Genomic DNA, 17,803 nt, shown 5'->3' on the forward strand with positions numbered 1-17,803 from the left:
ACGAACATTGATTATTATCAAGCTAATTAATAGGGAGTAGGGGTTAGCGGCTTAATTCAAAATTAAGCGTAGCCAATTTCCCGGCCTCATCCATGGCAACTAATTGATATTTACCGGGCAAAGATAACTGCATTGAAAAATTCCGATTTTTATGTTCAAGAGGCTCGCCATTTAAAAACCACCATCGCTGCCCTTCTCCCCCGCTGGTCGTGACGGAAATTGTCACATTGTCCTCACCCGGCAGACGCTTAATGACCGCCCCCTCTCTGACACCCGAAATCATTAGCGGTGCCGCATTGTTATCATCCAGCGGTGGACAAACCGTTGAGGGAGAAGGAAGACGTGCCGCTCTTTTTTCCGCTGCCGGTAGCCACGGCTCCAGGGGCAGCGGCCAGACGTCCAGCACTTTCTCTGTGGCATCCGGGCAATCTGCCGCCACGCGTTTGCCAGTTTTATCCAGCCAGATCGGGAAACGGATCCCGCGGATGCCCTCCTGCTCCGGCAGCAACAGCGTCGGCGGCTCACTCCCTTCCAGCAGCCAGGTCGACAGGCGTCGACGGCAGTTTTCACTGCCCTCCGGCAACGATTGCCCGCCAGGCCAGCAGATCACGCCTCGCCCGACGCTTTCCGGGCGCGGATCGCGTGGCAGGCGCGCTTCGTCTATCGTTGAGCGCGACTGAAGCAGGTTATTCACCTGATTTAACAGAGGTACGGCACTGGCAAAACCAAACTGTCCCGCCACGGGCGTGCCGTCCGGCCTTCCTGTCCAGATGCCAATCACGTAACGCGCATTCAGGCCAATGGCCCAGGCATCGCGATAGCCGTAGCTGGTGCCCGTTTTCCATGCCAGCGGTGCAACCTGCGGCAGTGCGTTATCCGGTAACGGTTGGGCTTCATTCGCCAGAATACGGCGAATAATCCAGGCCGAGCCGGGTGACAACAGCGGACGTTCAACCAGCGTATCACCTGGCTGTAAGCGCAGCCTTCCCGCTTTACCGTGGCGGGCAAAAGCGCTGTAGGCAGCAGTAATATCTGCCAGCCGCGCTCCCGCCCCGCCCAGGATCAACGACAGATTTGGCTGCGCCCCCGCAGGCAAAATAAGCGGCAACCCTGCGTTGCTGAGCATGCCGGCAAAACGCTTAGGCCCGTACGCCTCCAGCACCTGCACGGCAGGCAGATTAAGGGAGCGCACCAGCGCTTCGCTCATGCTCACCGGCCCATGGAATCCGCTGTCAAAGTTACCGGGACGATAATCACCGGTTTTCCTGGGAACATCCTGAAGCAGCGAAGCGGGATGGATCAATCCATCGTCGAGCGCCATACCGTAGATAAAAGGTTTCAGTACCGATCCCGGGGATCGGATCGCATTCACCATATCCACATGGCTGAAGCGGGTGTCATCGTTAATATCCACCGAACCGACCCAGCCGCGCACTTTCATATTGGTATGATCCACGACGATCATCGCCAGTGAACTGCGCGCTGGCAGGCGGGATTTCCAGTTCATTGCCAGCTCTTCCAGCTGCCGTTGTAAGGCGGCATCCAGAGTGGTGACAATTTTGGTATCACGGCTTTTTCCCAGCATCATGCGTGCGAAGAGCGGCGCCAGCTGGGGCATCTGCCGGGGAGCCAGCCATACCGGCTCTTCACGGGATTCGTTAACCTGTCGGGCTGACCAGACGCCCTGCGTTACCATCCGGTCGAGCACTTTGTTGCGCGCCGCTTCCGCCCGCGCCGGCCAGCGGTCCGGGCGTAAACGGCTGGGGGCCTGAGGTAGCACCGCCAGCAGGGCCGCTTCGGAATAGCTGAGCTGTGATGGCGGTTTACCCAGATAGGTCCAGCTTGCAGCACCTATTCCCTGGAGCGTCCCGCCAAACGGGGCGCGGTTAAGGTAGAGGGTGAGGATCTCGCGCTTGGAGAGGTGCCATTCAAGCTGCATCGCCCGCCAGAGTTGACGAATTTTACCGCCAAAGGTGCGCGGATGCGGATCCAGCAGACGCGCAACCTGCATGGTCAGCGTGCTGCCCCCGGAGACAACCTTACCGGACGTCAGATCCTGCCAGGCGGCGCGCAGCACAGAGAAAGGATTCACGCCTGGATGCTCCCAGAACCAGCGATCTTCATACTGGATCAGGGCCTCAAGATAGCGAGGAGAGACCTCTTCAATCGTGACCGGATAACGCCAGATCCCTTCGCTGTCGGCAAAACGCCAGAGCGGCGTGCCCTTCTCATCGACCACCACCCGGGCGGGGTTAACCTCTTTCAGCGGCAACGGCCAGAGGCGGTCGGCGGCGACAATCAGCCCCCATAAAATGAGAAGCGCCCCCGCCAGCCACAGCCAGCGGGAGCGTATCAGACGTGCAACTGACATATTACGGTACAACAATCAGCGGGCCACTGGCCGCACCCGTTGCCCGCCACTGCGGAACATACATGGACTCCACCAGCGGCACCGGTACCTGGTACGTTCCCGGCGTCACGGCGCGCGCCAGATAAACCAGCGTAACCGGCTGCCCTTCGTTTACCGGCACTGCGGCCACAAAGCGGTCGTCGCGGAACTCCATATGCTGAATATCCGCCTGCTGCATCTGGCTAAGCAGGTTCTGCACTTCGCTGCCGCTGTCCTGCAGGCTGGCGCTGCTGCTTGCCAGGTTCTGGTTCTCCAGCTCCAGACCCGCCGGGAGGAGATCCACCACCAGCGCATCCGGCACGTTCTGGCTGGCTTTCACTTCCAGCCATACCAGCACCAGCTCACCGCTCTTCAGCGAAGAGAGCGATTTCGAACTGCCGTCGGTTGCCAGAATATGGCGCTCAATCTGTAGAACATTCGAGGATGGCTGAGGGGCTGAGTCCGGGTAACCGGTGCTATCCAGACGCACCCACAGCGGTGTCGTGCCGGTGTTGGTCACCTGCAGCGCACCAAGCTGATCGCCATTCATATTCTGCACCAGCGCCTTGTCACCACTCAATGCGGTACCCGAGAGTGAGGTTTCCGCCTGCCATGCTCCGGACAGAGTTTGTAGCGAACGTCCGGCCAGGAACAGCGCGTTACTCTCCTGCGTAGACAGCCAGCGCTGGCTGAAGGCCTGTTCAGACAGGGCATTCAGCAGCCTATTTTGCGCATCCGGCAGCAGCTTGTATTCCTCCAGAAGGGAGAGCATCAGCGCGTTATCACGAAGCGCGCTACCGTAATCCGCCATCCAGTTTCTGCTGTCGTTGCGCGGCGTTTTGAGGGCCAGATCCAGCGCCTGCTGGCTGCGCGGGGCATCCCCCATCAGTTTGAGTGCCATACCGAGCTGCATCAGCGGCAGACCGGAAGCCGCCTGCCCGTGACGATCCCAGATTTCACGCAACGCACCCAGCGGGGCTTTTTGCTGGCGCGCCAGTACCAGTGCGGCATAGGCCTGCACGGCAAATTTGCTGGCCTGAGTATTGTCGCTGTAGCGGATGGACATCATGCCCGGATCCTGCAGGTAGCGGAGCAGTCGGCTATTGGCATTATTGACCGCATCCGTCGGCACGCTGTAGCCCTGCTCACCGGCACGCACCAGGAAGTCAGTGACATAGGCAGTCAGCCAGTACTCTTCCGGACCGTTTTTATCCCAGAGCGCAAAACCACCGTCGTCACGCTGCATCTGCAGCAGGCGGGAGATGCCAATATCAATGGCAGCACGACGTTTGTCGTCCGTGTCGCCTTTAATGCCAAGCGCCTTCAGCTGTGACGCGTTGGTATAGAGCGACGGGAACAGACCACTGGTGGTTTGTTCAAGACAGCCATAAGGATATGCCTGCAGCTCACGGATATAGCGCGCCAGATTAAGCGGCGGTTTGCCGCTAAGCAGCAGTTGTCCCTGCAATGTAGCGGGAGAGAAGCCGTTGATATGCTGCCCTGGCGCAGTCCAGGACTCACCCGGGTTCAGCATGGCCCCGGTATTCACCGTCTGCGCCGGGAACGCAGGACGGACGCCGATTTTCCAGCTCTTCTGCTGCGGAGCGAAGGTCTCGCCAGGCAGCTGAAGTCCTGTTACCTGCGCCGTCACTTCGCCGTCACCGTAACCTTCCAGTGCACGCACCGGAATAAACAGCGTGCTGCGCGCACCCGGTGGCAGTTTGACAGGCTGCGGCTGTGCCCCTTCCAGCGACAGCTTGCCGGTCGCGGTTAAGGCCACATTTAGCGTTTGCGGCTGATCGGTCAGGTTAGTGAGATCCAGTGTCAACCGTGAGGTATCGCCGCTTGCCAGGAAGCGCGGCGTATTAAGCTCGGTAATGACCGGCGCGGCCACAATCACTTTGCTTTCGCTGCTGCCGAAATCCTCTTCCGTCCAGGCCTGCGCCATCAGACGCAGCTCACCGTTGAAGTCTCCAATTGGCAGTGTGATGGACCCTTCACCATTCGCATCAAGCGTCACTGGCTGTGCCTGCTGGGCGATAATGGTGACATGGTTCACCGGCGGCTTACCGCCGCGTTTAAGCTCATCGCCGTCACCACCAAAACGCAGCGCGGCCATACGTCCCTGGCCTTCAATCACCTGGCCGTAGATATCGTAGATATCCGCGCCATAGCGCTTCTGACCAAAGAAGGCCTGCCACGGATCCGGCGTGACGTAATCGGTAATGTTCAGCACGCCGCTGTCCACCGCGGAGACCAGCACGTTCACTTTCTGTGGTACCGGGCCCTCTTTCACGCTGGCTTTTACTTTCACGGAAAGCGTCTGGTTAGGGCGCATTTTCTGCGGGTTATCCAGCGCGATATTCAGACGGCGATTTTCATCCCCCATCGGCAGATGCAGCAGGCCAACCGCCCGCTTCGGCGTGGCGGATTTGGATTTATCGCCAGGGCGAACCACCAGCGTGCTGAGATAGAGGTCGTGGCGTTTCCAGGCTTTGTCTACCGGAATAGACAGATCCAGTCCGTTGGCCGGGACGTCGATCTCTTTCCACCACAGTGGCCCTTCGCTGGATTCGATCATCGCATAGCCTTTACCTGCGGCAGGTGCGGCGATATGCAACTGGATGGTGTCACCCGGCTGGTAAGAAGGCTTATCCAGTTTCAGGGTCACGCGGTCGGGGCGCGCGGCTCCCGTGCCGTCACTGTTATCCTGCCAGCTGTACCCGGCCCAGAAACGTACGCTGCTGACCATGTCATCAGGCGCTTTCACTTCCAGACGATAGGAGCCCCACTCTACCGGGAACGTCACTTTACCCGTTTCATCGGCCTTGAGGGTCAGCTCCTGCTCGCCTTCAATGAGATCTTTTTGATCAAACTGGGACTGCCAGCCATCGCTTTCTGACCAGTTCCAGTAGTAGTCGCGGCGTTCGCGGATCAGGCGCACCTGTAACCCGGAAACAGCCTTTTTCGCCCCACTGGCATCGGCATAGACAATGTCGAAACTGGCGTTGCCGTTTTCATCGACGATAGGCTGGTTAACGGTGGTATCGGTGCGGTAATCATACACCGCCTTGCTGGCGAACTGAGGACGAATACCCGGTAATTCGGCTGCTGGCCAGATAGCCTGTTCAGCACGACGCGTCACCGGACGACCGCCCGATTCCAGCAGGCTGGCCTGCAGGATCAGCTGAAGCGGAGAGTGCACCTCTTTCCACTGACTTTCCGTAGAGACCTGCCCACGCCCCTGTTCATCAAGCGTAAGCTGCACTTCATCCAGGCTGCGACTCAGGTTGTCTTCGGCGATATCGCCAAACTGGAAGCCAGGCAGCGCCGGAACCGCTTCACGCAGTGGACGCAAAAAGAGCTGCCCCTGCAGGGCATTACCGTTGGCCGGCGCGCCGTAGAGGTAATATCCCACCACGTTAAAGTCGACGTTATCCTGCGGTGCAACCGGCGTTTTTTGTCCGCTCAGATTCAGCGCCATACGCTCTGGCATAAAATCTTCGACGTGGAAGTCCCACAGACGCTGCTGGTTATCGCCCGTATTGGCGCGGATATGCCACATGCCGGTTTGCGCCCCGCTGTCCAGCGGATAGTTAAAGCGATAGAGGCCGTTCTCCGGCTGGACGACGACGGTACGCGCTACCTGCCCGTCCGGACGAAGCACATCCAGCTTCACCGGCTGCGCGGGCAGCGGTTTACCGTCGCTGTCGCGCAGTAAGCCGTTCAGGATCACCGTTTCGCCTGGGCGATAGAGGTCACGCGGGCCAAACATAAAGAATTGTTTGCTGTAGCCCGGGCTACCAGCAATGTCGAACTCCGCCAGATCGAGTGCCGGCAGCTTGAGGTCAAGCAGCGTAGTCTGGCCATCTTTACTGGCAAGGATCAGCGCGGCTTCTTTGTCAGTTTCGAGCTTTGCATGGCCGTCGGCATCGCTGTTCGCCTCAGCCAGGGTCTGCCCTTTATCGTTTAACAGCGTGACGGTTACGCCGGATTGCGCCGCACCGTTTTCCAGGCTCTGGGTGAAGATATCGAGACGGTTATGATAACGGTGAGCGGACAGCCCAATATCGCTTAAGGTGAAGAGCGTGGCGGCATTGCTGTAGTTGTAGTGCCCTGCCTGATTCATCACTGCAATATAGACGCCCGACTGCTGGAGCGGCTTGATATCTTTCAGCGGCAACAGCAGTTTTTCACGCGTGTTGCGTGCCGGGTTAAGATCGAAACGACCGGTATAAACCAACTCGGCCATCTTCAGCAGATTGTCAGATTCCCAGTTGGTCAGCGAGTTACGGTATTCCCACTGGCTGACGAATGAAGCCAGCGATTCCGGTTTCACGCGATAGAAGTTCACGTCCACGTTATTGACGTTGAGCGCCATGACCGGCAAGCCTTCCACGACTTTCCCCGGCAGCAGTGACCCGCGGCTGGCGAAGCCGACCGTCGGCTCGACATCCCGGGTGGTCAGGGCTTTTTCGTAGTCGATGCCAAAAGTCGCTTTGTTTAACGCCTGCAGATCGCGTTCCACGGTGACGACCAGATTGCGGTTAGGCTCCAGATGGCGCAGACGAAGCTCTTTCAGGTTCGGCGCCAGTTCCCACGCCCCGTCAACCTTGCCGCTTTTCTTATCCACGACATGCACGGTTTTCGAGAAATCCTGATCCGGATTCAGTGGAACAGAGAATGTCAGCACCAGCGTGGCGGCGCCGTCCAGCTGCACTTCAGAGGCATCAAGCAGAGTGAGCGCTTTGCCCTGACTTTGTGCCGCCAGTTTTGCCAGCTTGTCAGCGTCTGGCTTTTCCGCCGCTTTTGGTGTGGTTGATGTAGATGCCGCGGGAGCCGCAGCCTGAGGTTTATCGTCGCTGTTATCACAGCCGACAAGCGTAAACGTGGTGAGCAGCGCAAGAGAGAGCGCGGCTAAGCGAAACGGTTTCATCCTTTGTCCCTGGCCCATGGAGCCTGTTGGTCGTCTTCCGGATAAGTATTATCCGCAAGTTTCGTTAATACAAAAAGTCCATTTTTAGGATCTGGAAGGCGGCTCGCATCGTCAGCGTGGTGATGTTACACCGATCACAACGTCAAACGTCACATGTTACCTTTCACGTCATTTGTTTTTAAAACAAGAAGATAGCTGGATAAGCTCGCCGGGAGCCTGCTAGTTTTAAGCTCAAGACGCACCCCGAGTGCGCGGTTCAATAAGAGAGAAAGCCATGAAACGAGCCGTGAACGCCCTACAAAATTTCGGAAAATCATTGTACGGACCGGTACTTATTTTACCGATCGTCGGTCTGTTTATCGCCTTTGGCAATGTGCTGGGCAATGGCAACCTGGCCGAGTATCTGCCGTTTCTCGGCCATCCGCTGATCCAGAACATCGGCCAGCTGATCGCCAAATCTGCCGTGTCGGTGCTGGTTAACCTGGCCCTGGTGTTTGCCGTCGGCATCCCGATTGGTCTGGCAACACGGGACAAAGGCTACGCGGCGCTGATTGGGCTGGTAACGTTTGTGGTGTTTATCAACGCCATGAATGTCACGCTACAGCTTCAGGGCGAACTGGCACCCGCAGCACAGATGAAAGCCGCCGGGCAGACTATGGTGCTGGGCGTTCAGGTGCTGGAGATGGGCGTGTTCGCCGGGATCCTGACCGGCGCGCTTTCTGGATACCTGTACAACAAATACTCCGGCGTACAGTTTAACGGCGCGATGGCGATTTACTCTGGTCACTGTTTTGTCGCCATTGTGATGCTGCCCGTTTCCATGCTGCTCGGCGTAGTGATGAGCGAGCTGTGGCCGTTTGCCCAGCACGGCATTAGCGCAATGGCGCTTGCCATCAAAGGTTCTGGTCCGTTCGGCGTGGCGATCTACGGCTTCCTTGAGCGCATTCTGGTGCCCACCGGTCTGCATCATCTGGTCTATACCCCGTTCCTGTATACCGAACTGGGCGGCACGCAAGAGGTGTGCGGTACGGTTTATCAGGGCGCGCGCAACATTTACTTCGCGGAAATGGCCTGCCCGGAGGTGAAACAGCTCAGCAGCACGGTGGTATGGGATGCGCGCGGCATCAGCAAGATGTTTGGCCTGCCGGCGGCGGCGCTGGCGATGTACATGACCGCAAAGCCGGAGCGTAAAGCGGCAGCAAAAGCGATTCTGATCCCGGCGGCGCTCACTTCACTGCTGGTCGGTGTCACCGAGCCCATCGAGTTCTCCTTCCTGTTTGTCGCCCCGCTGCTGTTCGTGGTGCACGCGGTGCTGACGGGTATCGGGATGATGCTGTTCTCCCTGCTGGGTGTTCACGCCATCGGCGCTAACGGGATTATCGATTTTATTCTCTACAACCTGCCGCTCGGTACGGAGAAGTCCAACTGGCCGATGTACATCGTGGTCGGGCTGATCATGTTCGCCCTCTACTTCGTGGTGTTCCGCTTCCTGATCCTGCGTTTCAACATGAAAACGCCAGGCCGTGAAGATGAGGACCAGGAGACGCGCCTTTACAGCAAACAGGAGTACCAGGCGAAGGGCAATAACGACGGGCTGGGTGAATCCATCGTCGTCGGTCTGGGCGGCCGGGAAAATATTGAAGTGGTGGATAACTGTTACACCCGCTTACGTGTGACGGTAAAGGATGTCGCCATCATTGATGAGCCGCGCCTGAAAGCGACCGGCGCAAAAGGGATTATCAAACAAGGTAACAACGTTCAGGTGGTCTACGGGCTGCATGTCAAAAAAATGCGAGAAGCCGTTGAGACGTTTCTCTGAAAGGAGCTAAAGATGTTTACACCCCCATTCATTCTGTCGATTGCTGGCGGCGGTAGCACCTACACGCCAGGTATTGTGAAAAGCCTGATGGTGCGTCTGCAGGACTTCCCGCTGGCCGAAATCCGCCTTTACGACATCGACGAGGCGCGTCAGAACACGATTGCCCCGGTGGTGGAAAAAGTGATCCGCGACCACAGCCAGAGCATCAAATTTACCATCACCAATGACCCGGAAGTGGCCTTCAGCGGCGCACACTTCGTCTTCGCCCAGATGCGCGTTGGCCAGTATAAAATGCGTGAGCAGGATGAGAAGATCCCGCTGCGCCACGGCGTGGTTGGTCAGGAGACCTGCGGCCCCGGCGGGCTGGCTTACGGGCTGCGTACGATCCTGCCAATGGTCGAGCTTATCGATCTGGTGGATCGCTACGCGCATGAAAAAGCATGGATCGTAAACTACTCCAATCCGGCGGCAATCGTCGCAGAGGGGGTGCGTCGCCTGCGGCCGAACGCCCGCGTGCTGAATATTTGCGATATGCCGGTTGCCGCAATGCGTAACATGGGAGCCATTCTGGGGGTCGATCGCCGCAAGCTGGAGGTGGACTACTTTGGGCTGAATCACTTCGGCTGGTTTACCCGTGTGTTGGTGGACGGCGAGGACAAGCTGCCGGAGCTGCGTAAACATATCGCGAAGTTTGGTCTGCTGACAGAAGATGCCGCCAAAACCGACCCGCAGCACTCCGATCCGTCGTGGGTGAAAACCTGGCGCAACATCAAGCCGATCATGGATAACTTCCCGGAGTATCTGCCGAACCCGTATCTGCAGTACTACCTGATGCCGAACCAGATTGTTGAGCATCAGAACCCGGACTACACTCGCGCTAACGAAGTGATGAACGGGCGTGAGAAAAAGCTGTTTGCCGCAGCCGAAGAATATAAGCGTACCGGGATCCTGCCGGACGCCTTCCACGTTGGCGTTCACGGCGAGTTTATCGTCGATGTCGCCTGCTCGCTGGCCTTCAACCTGCGGAGCCGTCATCTGGTGATGGTGGAAAACCGCGGGGCAATTACCAATCTGCCGTACGATGCGGTCGTTGAGGTTCCCGCTTATATCACCTCAGAGGGGCCAGAGCCTGTCCGCGTGGGCCAGGTGCCGCTGTTTCATCAGACGCTGCTACAACAGCAGCTCGCCTCTGAACAGTTGCTGGTGGAAGCAACCATTGAAGGGAGCTATGAGAAAGCGCTGCAGGCATTTACCCTGAATCGCACCGTACCGACCATGGAGCACGCGAAAGCGATTCTGGATGAGATGATCGAGGCTAACCGCGAGTACTGGCCTGCGCTGCAAAAAGCCTGGCAGAACGGCGAAGCGGTGAAAAAATAGGGGCTTGCTCGCGAGTTGAACGTGGTTTGCTTGTCGGTGTCAGAAAAAACATCGACAATCCTTTTTTACGGAAAAGAATGGAGGCAACCCATGTCCACCTCATATTTTGTCGCCGCCGACTGGCTGATTGAGCACGGCGACGATCCTGAAGTGCAGATTATTGACGCGCGTATGGCTCCTCCGGGCCAGGAGCATCGTGACGTTCCCGGTGAATACCGCGCAGGGCACCTGCCGGGCGCGGTATTTTTTGATATCGAAACCCTCTCCGATCACACCTCCCCTCTGCCGCACATGCTGCCGCGCCCGGAAGCCTTCTCCGTAGCGATGCGCGAGCTGGGCATCAGCAAAGACAAACACCTCGTTGTTTATGATGAAGGTAACCTCTTCTCTGCCCCGCGCGCGTGGTGGATGCTGAAAAACTTCGGCGTCGAGAAAGTCTCGATTCTGGCGGGGGGTCTGGCTGGCTGGAAGCGCGACGAACTGCCGCTGCAGCAGGGGGACGTGACGCTGCCGGAGGGGGATTTTGACGCGACGTTTGACGCAAATGTGGTGAAACGCCTGACCGACGTGCTGGTCGTCAGCCATGAAAACACTGCTCAAATCGTCGATGCGCGTCCTGCCGCACGTTTTAACGCTGAAGCGGACGAACCTCGCCCTGGCCTGAAACGCGGACACATTCCGGGGGCGTTGAACGTGCCGTGGGGCGATCTGGTGTTTGAGGGCGAGCTGAAAACCACCGATGAGCTACGCGCGATTTTTGATCGTCAGGGCGTGGATTTACACCGTCCAATTATTGCCAGCTGCGGTTCCGGCGTAACGGCCTGCGTGGTGATCCTGGCGCTCGCCACGCTCGGCGTAAACGACGTCACGCTGTACGACGGCGCCTGGAGTGAGTGGGGTGCGCGGGACGACCTGCCGGTTGAACCCGCGAAATAATGGATAACCGCCTGGCCACGCTGTTAACGCGCGGGGAATCGCTGACCCGCGCGGAATATCGCGTACTCGCCCATCTCACGGAGCATCCGCTGCTGGTGGGTAACATCACGGTGCGGGAACTGGCGCAGGCGACATTTGTCTCTACCGCGACGATTATGCGGCTGTGTCAGAAGCTGGGGTTCAGCGGGTTTAGCGAGTTTATCTGGCACTGCAAACAGCTCCTCACCGACACGCCGCATATTACGACGCAAGGAAACGCCCTTCCGCAGTTGCCCGCGCTGTTCAGCCAGTTTATTGCCAACTATCAGCAGACATTCCAGTGGGTGACCGATGAGAAGCGTCTGCAGTTTGCCGACCTGCTGCGTCACAAAGAGAGCTTCTTTCTCTACGGTGCCGGGTTTTCCTATCTGTTTGCCGAATACCTGACCAAAAAACTGCAGGTGCTGGGGAAAACGGCGTTTATCTCCGGGCCGGGTGACAGCCGGAACATCTTTCTCAGTAACGCCGCCCGTTATCAGGTATTTATTGCCGTCTCGCGCAGCGGCGAAACAGAGCAGGTGCTGGATAAAGCGCGGATCGCCAAAAACGTCGGGATGACGATTGTCGCGTTTACCCGCGCCTCGGCCAATACGCTGGCGGGCATGGCGGACGTGCACTTCGCTCTCTATGACGAGGCGGTGCATTACGCCGCGGAAGCCGCAGGGGTGACGTCGTTTGAGTCGAATCTGGTACTGCTGATGGATTTACTGCTGCTGGAAGCAACGGGGTGACAGTCACCCCGCTGTAATCAGATGATGCGGTTGGTTTTGAGATCGCGCAGGAAACCGCCCCAGCGACGCTCATAAAACGGTGTGATGTGCTCGGTAATAAAGTGGCTGATGCCCTTCTCACCGTTCTTCACCTGGCAGATATCAATTGGCTCATCGCCCGGCAACGTATCAGTGGCCACACTGCCCGCCGCCTGGATGATCTCATCAATATCAGCGTCAGCTTCAATACCAATCAACAGTACCGGCTGTTCATCCGCTTGCTCTTTAATCGAACAGAGGAACGCGCGTCTTACCGGCTTCAGGGTTTTGAACAACGTGGTCAGGGAATCGATCATCTGCGCTGGCGGTTCGGCCACTTCAGAGAGCAGCAGCGTTTCGCCCCCTTCCAGAACTTCCTGGGTGCTGAGCGGGTTACCCTCTTCACCAATCAGATGGCTGATTTCACGCGGCGTGAACTCTTTCCCGGTCGGCAGTTTCGCATTAAGGAACAGCGTCTGGCCCAGCGTCATTTCGAACAGCGTGCGCACCGGCATCACCACGAACGCCTGTTCGTCTTCAACGGCGGTCTGCAGCGCTTCAAGCGAGGTAAAGAACGGGATCACCGAGGTGCCGTCGTCTTTCTCCCAGTGCAGCAGATCCAGCGCGCTGTCTTCAACAACCTGCTCACCTTCCGCCGCGGTTCCTGGCACCCAGACGGTGGATTCCAGCAGCGTGCGGAAAAATGCCGGACGGTGGGCGGGCTCGGTCGCCGCCTGTTCCAGCAGGGTTTCTAATTCGTTTTTGGTTTCGGACATAACAATTCCAGATGTCGAATTTCCCCCCTCACCCCGGCCCTCTCCCTCAAGGGAGAGGGAGCAAACCATCCCCTCTCCCCGTGGGAGAGGGTTAGGGTGAGGGCAAAAAGCATTACTCAGCCGTCAGCAGGTTCGCCACGGTACGCACGCCCAGGCCGGTCGCGCCCGCAGACCACTGCTCAACCGCCGCTTTACGGTAGGTTGCGGAGCAGTCGATATGCAGCCAGCCTTCGTGATAGTTCTCAACGAAGTGGGACAGGAAGCCTGCTGCGGTGCTTGCACCCGCCGGGTATGCCGCGCTCGCGGTGTTATTCAGTTCGGCAAAATTAGACGGCAGCTGGCTGCGGTGGAATTCCGCCAGCGGCAGACGCCAGAACGGTTCGTTTTCTGCCGCGGCGCTTGCCAGCAGGCGGGCCGCCAGCTTGTCGTCAAAGCTGAACAGCGCATGGTAGTCGTTACCCAGCGCCGTTTTTGCCGCGCCGGTCAGGGTGGCCATATCGATAATCAACTCTGGCTTTTGGGCAGAAGCGTCGATCAGACCATCGGCCAGCACCAGACGGCCTTCTGCATCGGTGTTCATCACTTCAACATTTTTGCCGTTGCGGTAGCGAATGATGTCGCCCAGCTTGAAGGCGTTACCGCTTACCATGTTGTCCGCGCAGCACAGGTACAGCTTCACGCGTTTTTTCAGGCCACGGGTAATCGCAAACGCCAGCGCACCGGTAATGGTTGCCGCCCCGCCCATGTCGGATTTCATGGAGTCCATGAACGCGCTCTGCTTCAGGCTGTAGCCACCGGTATCGAAGGTGATACCTTTCCCGACCAGGCAGGCAAACACTGGCGCGTCTTTATCGCCGGTTGGGTTGTAGTCCAGCGCCAGCAGCACCGGTGGACGCTCAGAGCCGCGCCCCACGGTGTGAATGCCCATGTAGTTCTGCTCGCGCAGGTCTTCACCTTTGGTGATGCGATAAGACATGTTATCGCCGGCCACGCCGCACAGCAGGTCAACGGCGCGCTGTGCCAGCTGTTCCGGCCCCAGCTCTTCTGCCGGTGCGTTAATGGTGTCACGTACCCAGTCGATAATGGTCAGGCGGCTTTCCAGCTCTTTTTGACCGGCTTCGTCAAGGTTGGCCCACTCAATTTTACGGGTGCCTTTTGGCCCTTTATAACCGGCCCAGAACGCCCAGCTGCGGTCGGTGTCCCAGCCCTCGCCTGCCAGAGAGACATGCTTAATGCCGAGCCCATCAATTTTACGCGCGGCGCGCTGGATCAGGCCCAGATCGTCGTTGCCCGTCAGGTGCAGGGTAATACCGTCGTTGTTGATACTGTAAGTGGCTTTTTCGCCCCAACGCGCATCGGCGGGTTGCGTAGAGAGCGTAATCTTCATCGCTTCGGTCATTTTATTTATCCTTATTAGCAAACGGGCCGCCTGAAGGCAGCCCGTTACGTGATTTACTCTGCTTCATCTAACCAGACTAACAGAATCGCCTCCAGAATTTTTTCATTGGATGCGTTGGGATCGTCGTCAAAATCCTCTAAATCGCAGATCCACTGATGCATATCGGTGAAGCGTACGGTTTTTGGATCGAGATCCGGGTTAGCGTCGTAGAGCGCTTCGCCGATTTCACGGCTGTCTGTCCACTTCAGTCCCATATTAATGCTCGCGTGCGTGGTTGATGGTGTAGCGTGGGAACTCCACGACCAGATCTTCGTCGGTCACCGCTGCCTGGCAGCTTAAGCGGCTGTCGGGCTCCAGACCCCATGCTTTATCCAGCATGTCATCTTCGTCTTCGGTGCTCTCGGCAAGCGAGTCGAAACCTTCACGCACGATGCAGTGGCATGTTGTGCAGGCACAGGATTTTTCACAGGCGTGTTCCACTTCGATACCTGCACGCAGGGCAACATCGAGAATGGTTTCACCGGTCTTCGCTTCCAGAACAGCGCCATCCGGACAGAGGTCCGCATGAGGCAAAATAACAATCTTTGGCATATTAAACCTCGTCCACGGACTGGCCTTTCAGCGCGACGCGGACAGATTTGTCCATGCGGCGAGCAGCAAAGTCCTGGGTTTGTTTATCAACGTTTTTAATGGCTTCTTCTATTGTGTCAGCGTCATTGCCCTGGGCGACCACGCTTAAGTGCGCAGCAGCCTCGTCAATCACCTGACGCTCAGCGGCGCTTAACAGCGCGGCATCGGCAGCGAGCGCGCCGTTCAGGCTTTCCAGCACGCGTGCGGCTTCCACTTTTTGTTCGGCCAGCATACGCGCCTTCACATCCTGCTCGGCGTAGCTCATTGAGTCCTGAATCATGGAGGCGATTTCGCCATCGGTCAGGCCGTAGGACGGCTTCACCTGAATGGACGATTCGACACCGGTCGATTTTTCCATCGCCGTGACGCTCAGCAGGCCGTCCGCATCCACCTGGAAGGTGACGCGAATATGCGCCCCGCCCGCAGGCAGCGCCGGAATGCCCCGCAGCGCAAAGCGCGCCAGCGAGCGGCAGTCCTGCACCAGTTCGCGTTCGCCCTGCATCACGTGAATGGACATGGCCGTCTGACCGTCTTTAAAGGTAGTGAACTCCTGCGCACGTGCCACCGGAATGGTGGTGTTGCGCGGAATGACTTTCTCCACCAGTCCGCCCATGGTCTCTAAACCCAGCGACAGCGGGATAACGTCCAGCAGCAGCATTTCACTGTCAGGCTTGTTGCCGACCAGAATATCCGCCTGAATCGCCGCGCCCACGGCAACCACTTTGTCCGGGTCAATGGAGGTCAGCGGCGTGCGGCCAAAGAATTCGCCTACACGCTCACGCACCAGCGGTACGCGGGTGGAGCCACCCACCATGACCACTTCCAGCACCTCATCCGCCTCAACGCCGGCATCTTTCAGCGCACGACGGCAGGCTAACAGCGTGCGTTTCACCAGGGGGGCGATGAGATCGTTAAACTGTTCACGGGCGATCTCACCCTGCCAGCCCGCCACGTTCACACTGACTGACTCAGCATCGCTTAGCGCAATTTTGGCCTCGATGGCCGCATCCAGCAGTTCACGCTGTACGCGCGCATCGTTGCGATCGCTAATGCCCGCCTGCTCACGAATGTAATCCGCCAGCAGATGGTCAAAGTCATCGCCGCCCAGCGCGGAGTCCCCGCCGGTCGCCAGCACTTCAAACACCCCACGGCTTAAGCGCAGGATCGAAATATCAAAGGTGCCGCCGCCGAGATCGTAAACCGCAATCACCCCTTCCTGACCGGAGTCGAGGCCGTAGGCAATCGCTGCCGCTGTCGGTTCGTTCAGCAGGCGCAGCACGTGCAGGCCCGCCAGACGCGCGGCGTCTTTGGTGCCCTGACGCTGTGCGTCATCAAAGTAGGCCGGAACGGTAATCACCACACCGTCTAAATCGCCGCCGAGCGTTGCCGTGGCACGCTCCGCCAACGCTTTTAGGATGTCAGCGGATACGCGAATCGGGTTCAGCAGCCCGGCCGCAGTCGCAATCATCGGCAGGCCGTTTTCACTGGCCTGCAGCTGATACGGCAGATGCGGGTAACGGGTCTGAATATCGGCCAGCGAGCGGCCCATCATCCGCTTAACGGAGCTGATGGTATTCGCCGGATCGCGCGCGGCGTTAGCGCGGGCATCAAAGCCCACCGCGTGGCCCTGCTGCTGGTAGTGGACCACGGAAGGCAGCAGATGGCGGCCCTGCTCGTCAGCCAGCGTCTCCGCCTGGCCGCTACGCACGGTCGCCACGAGGGAATTGGTGGTGCCAAGATCAATACCCACCGCCAGACGACGCTGGTGCGGTGCGGCACTTAAGCCAGGCTCACTAATTTGTAATAAGGCCATAATTGCTTCCGAAATTAAAAATCGAGCAGCTTTTCTTCGAGTTGTTCAGCACTGCTTCGCAGTTTATCGAGAAAACGGAGTTTGCGCACAGTGTCTGCCGCCACGTCCCAGGTCTCGTTGTTCAGTTGCGCCACCATCTGCTGATGGCGGGTATCAAACATGCCCTTCACGCGCGTGATGAACCCTTCCAGACGCGCTTCGTCTTTGGCCTGTTCAATCTCATCCAGCTCTTCGCGAAGCGTAAGCTGTTCCATCAGAAACGCCGTGTCGCGTACGGTGTGTTGTTCGCTCGCCAGATCAAAGCCGTGGAGCGAAAGCAGATATTCAGCACGCGCCAGCGGATGGCGCAGCGTCTGCCAGGCCTGGTTGATGGTCGCGGATTGCGACACCGCAGCCAGTTGTTCAGCCTGAGTACCGCTGGCGAATTTGTCCGGATGATACTGACGCTGCAGGTCCTGAAAACGGATCGTCAGCGCCTGGAGATCAATCGGGTATTGAGCGGGTAAACCGAAGAGAGTGAAGTAATCCATAACAATCTCAGGGGTAGCCTGTTAGAACAAACCCCACGCGTAGCAAATAAAGCCACGGTGGGGTTTCGGATGACGCGCGATTAAACGTGGAAGCTTTCGCCGCAACCACACTCGTCTTTGACGTTCGGGTTCGTGAATTTGAACCCTTCGTTCAGGCCTTCTTTTACAAAGTCCAGCTGAGTGCCGTTGAGGAATTGCAGGCTTTTGCCATCGACCACCACCTTCACGCCCTTGTCTTCAAACACAGTGTCATCGGACGCTGGTTCGTCAACAAACTCCAGTACGTAAGCCATACCAGAACAGCCGGAGGTACGTACGCCCAGTCGCAGGCCAAAGCCTTTACCACGGTTCGCCAGAAAAGAGCTTACTCGCGCGGCAGCGCTGTCGCTAAGGGTAATCGACATACT

The 17,803-nt window shown here is 58.0% G+C and carries 13 protein-coding genes; 4 read left to right on the forward strand and 9 right to left on the reverse strand.

Annotated features, from left to right (window positions below):
- Positions 1-43: 43 nt before the first annotated feature.
- Both pbpC and ACQG19_RS18215 read right to left on the reverse strand, forming a co-directional pair.
- Positions 44-2,371, reverse strand: coding sequence for a peptidoglycan glycosyltransferase PbpC (pbpC, locus tag ACQG19_RS18210; protein ID WP_038420379.1), 2,328 nt, complete (start codon positions 2,369-2,371; stop codon positions 44-46).
- Between the two features lies 1 nt (position 2,372).
- Positions 2,373-7,325: an alpha-2-macroglobulin family protein gene (locus tag ACQG19_RS18215; protein WP_246931999.1), complete on the reverse strand. Its 4,953-nt coding sequence runs from the start codon at positions 7,323-7,325 to the stop codon at positions 2,373-2,375.
- A 274-nt stretch (positions 7,326-7,599) separates the two neighbouring features.
- Here ACQG19_RS18215 and ACQG19_RS18220 point away from each other — a divergent pair, with 274 nt between their 5' ends.
- The 4 genes from ACQG19_RS18220 (at position 7,600) to ACQG19_RS18235 (ending at position 12,230) form a co-directional block, all read left to right on the forward strand.
- The gene (locus ACQG19_RS18220) at positions 7,600-9,144 is read left to right on the forward strand and encodes a PTS transporter subunit EIIC (RefSeq protein WP_045293487.1); all 1,545 of its coding nucleotides are present in this window, start codon (positions 7,600-7,602) and stop codon (positions 9,142-9,144) included.
- Between the two features lie 12 nt (positions 9,145-9,156).
- Positions 9,157-10,524, forward strand: coding sequence for a 6-phospho-alpha-glucosidase (locus ACQG19_RS18225; RefSeq protein ID WP_222168700.1), 1,368 nt, complete (start codon positions 9,157-9,159; stop codon positions 10,522-10,524).
- Between the two features lie 90 nt (positions 10,525-10,614).
- Positions 10,615-11,460 (forward strand): 3-mercaptopyruvate sulfurtransferase, encoded by an 846-nt coding sequence (gene sseA / locus ACQG19_RS18230; protein WP_058651812.1) that lies wholly within the window; start codon positions 10,615-10,617, stop codon positions 11,458-11,460.
- Entirely contained in the window at positions 11,460-12,230 is a 771-nt protein-coding gene (locus tag ACQG19_RS18235; protein WP_013098289.1) for a MurR/RpiR family transcriptional regulator, read from the forward strand. The genes sseA and ACQG19_RS18235 overlap by 1 nt, the downstream gene beginning before the upstream one ends.
- A gap of 17 nt (positions 12,231-12,247) precedes the next feature.
- Here the strand turns inward: ACQG19_RS18235 and sseB are convergent, their stop codons facing one another.
- The 7 genes from sseB to iscA form a co-directional block, all read right to left on the reverse strand.
- Positions 12,248-13,024, reverse strand: a complete 777-nt coding sequence (gene sseB / locus ACQG19_RS18240; protein ID WP_102752275.1) for an enhanced serine sensitivity protein SseB — start codon at positions 13,022-13,024, stop codon at positions 12,248-12,250.
- Positions 13,025-13,136: 112 nt separating this feature from the next.
- Positions 13,137-14,423, reverse strand: a complete 1,287-nt coding sequence (gene pepB / locus ACQG19_RS18245; protein WP_013098291.1) for an aminopeptidase PepB — start codon at positions 14,421-14,423, stop codon at positions 13,137-13,139.
- A gap of 53 nt (positions 14,424-14,476) precedes the next feature.
- Positions 14,477-14,677, reverse strand: coding sequence for a Fe-S cluster assembly protein IscX (iscX, locus tag ACQG19_RS18250; protein WP_003860650.1), 201 nt, complete (start codon positions 14,675-14,677; stop codon positions 14,477-14,479).
- 1 nt (position 14,678) lies between these two features.
- Complete coding sequence (fdx, locus tag ACQG19_RS18255) at positions 14,679-15,014, reverse strand: ISC system 2Fe-2S type ferredoxin (protein WP_003860652.1); 336 nt, start codon at positions 15,012-15,014, stop codon at positions 14,679-14,681.
- Between the two features lies 1 nt (position 15,015).
- On the reverse strand, positions 15,016-16,866 hold the full coding sequence (gene hscA / locus ACQG19_RS18260) for a Fe-S protein assembly chaperone HscA (protein ID WP_102752277.1): 1,851 nt from the start codon (positions 16,864-16,866) through the stop codon (positions 15,016-15,018).
- 14 nt (positions 16,867-16,880) lie between these two features.
- Positions 16,881-17,396 carry a co-chaperone HscB gene (gene hscB, locus ACQG19_RS18265; protein WP_020690034.1) on the reverse strand — a complete coding sequence of 172 codons (516 nt, stop codon included), beginning with the start codon at positions 17,394-17,396 and terminating at the stop codon, positions 16,881-16,883.
- An 80-nt stretch (positions 17,397-17,476) separates the two neighbouring features.
- The gene (gene iscA, locus ACQG19_RS18270) at positions 17,477-17,800 is read right to left on the reverse strand and encodes an iron-sulfur cluster assembly protein IscA (protein ID WP_003860659.1); all 324 of its coding nucleotides are present in this window, start codon (positions 17,798-17,800) and stop codon (positions 17,477-17,479) included.
- Positions 17,801-17,803: the final 3 nt, after the last annotated feature.

This window comes from Enterobacter cloacae complex sp. 277I4 (assembly GCF_050031465.1).
In the GTDB taxonomy this organism is placed as follows: Bacteria; Pseudomonadota; Gammaproteobacteria; order Enterobacterales; family Enterobacteriaceae; genus Enterobacter; species Enterobacter cloacae.

What these genes read in the sequence shown, in the direction of transcription:
- sseA (WP_058651812.1), top strand. Translation starts at nt 10,615, where the DNA reads ATGTCCACCTCATATTTTGTCGCCGCCGACTGGCTGATTGAGCACGGC.
- hscB (WP_020690034.1), bottom strand. Translation starts at nt 17,396, where the DNA reads ATGGATTACTTCACTCTCTTCGGTTTACCCGCTCAATACCCGATTGAT.
- ACQG19_RS18225 (WP_222168700.1), top strand. Translation starts at nt 9,157, where the DNA reads ATGTTTACACCCCCATTCATTCTGTCGATTGCTGGCGGCGGTAGCACC.
- ACQG19_RS18235 (WP_013098289.1), top strand. Translation starts at nt 11,460, where the DNA reads ATGGATAACCGCCTGGCCACGCTGTTAACGCGCGGGGAATCGCTGACC.
- iscA (WP_003860659.1), bottom strand. Translation starts at nt 17,800, where the DNA reads ATGTCGATTACCCTTAGCGACAGCGCTGCCGCGCGAGTAAGCTCTTTT.
- ACQG19_RS18215 (WP_246931999.1), bottom strand. Translation starts at nt 7,325, where the DNA reads ATGAAACCGTTTCGCTTAGCCGCGCTCTCTCTTGCGCTGCTCACCACG.
- iscX (WP_003860650.1), bottom strand. Translation starts at nt 14,677, where the DNA reads ATGGGACTGAAGTGGACAGACAGCCGTGAAATCGGCGAAGCGCTCTAC.
- pepB (WP_013098291.1), bottom strand. Translation starts at nt 14,423, where the DNA reads ATGACCGAAGCGATGAAGATTACGCTCTCTACGCAACCCGCCGATGCG.
- ACQG19_RS18220 (WP_045293487.1), top strand. Translation starts at nt 7,600, where the DNA reads ATGAAACGAGCCGTGAACGCCCTACAAAATTTCGGAAAATCATTGTAC.
- fdx (WP_003860652.1), bottom strand. Translation starts at nt 15,014, where the DNA reads ATGCCAAAGATTGTTATTTTGCCTCATGCGGACCTCTGTCCGGATGGC.
- hscA (WP_102752277.1), bottom strand. Translation starts at nt 16,866, where the DNA reads ATGGCCTTATTACAAATTAGTGAGCCTGGCTTAAGTGCCGCACCGCAC.
- sseB (WP_102752275.1), bottom strand. Translation starts at nt 13,024, where the DNA reads ATGTCCGAAACCAAAAACGAATTAGAAACCCTGCTGGAACAGGCGGCG.
- pbpC (WP_038420379.1), bottom strand. Translation starts at nt 2,371, where the DNA reads ATGTCAGTTGCACGTCTGATACGCTCCCGCTGGCTGTGGCTGGCGGGG.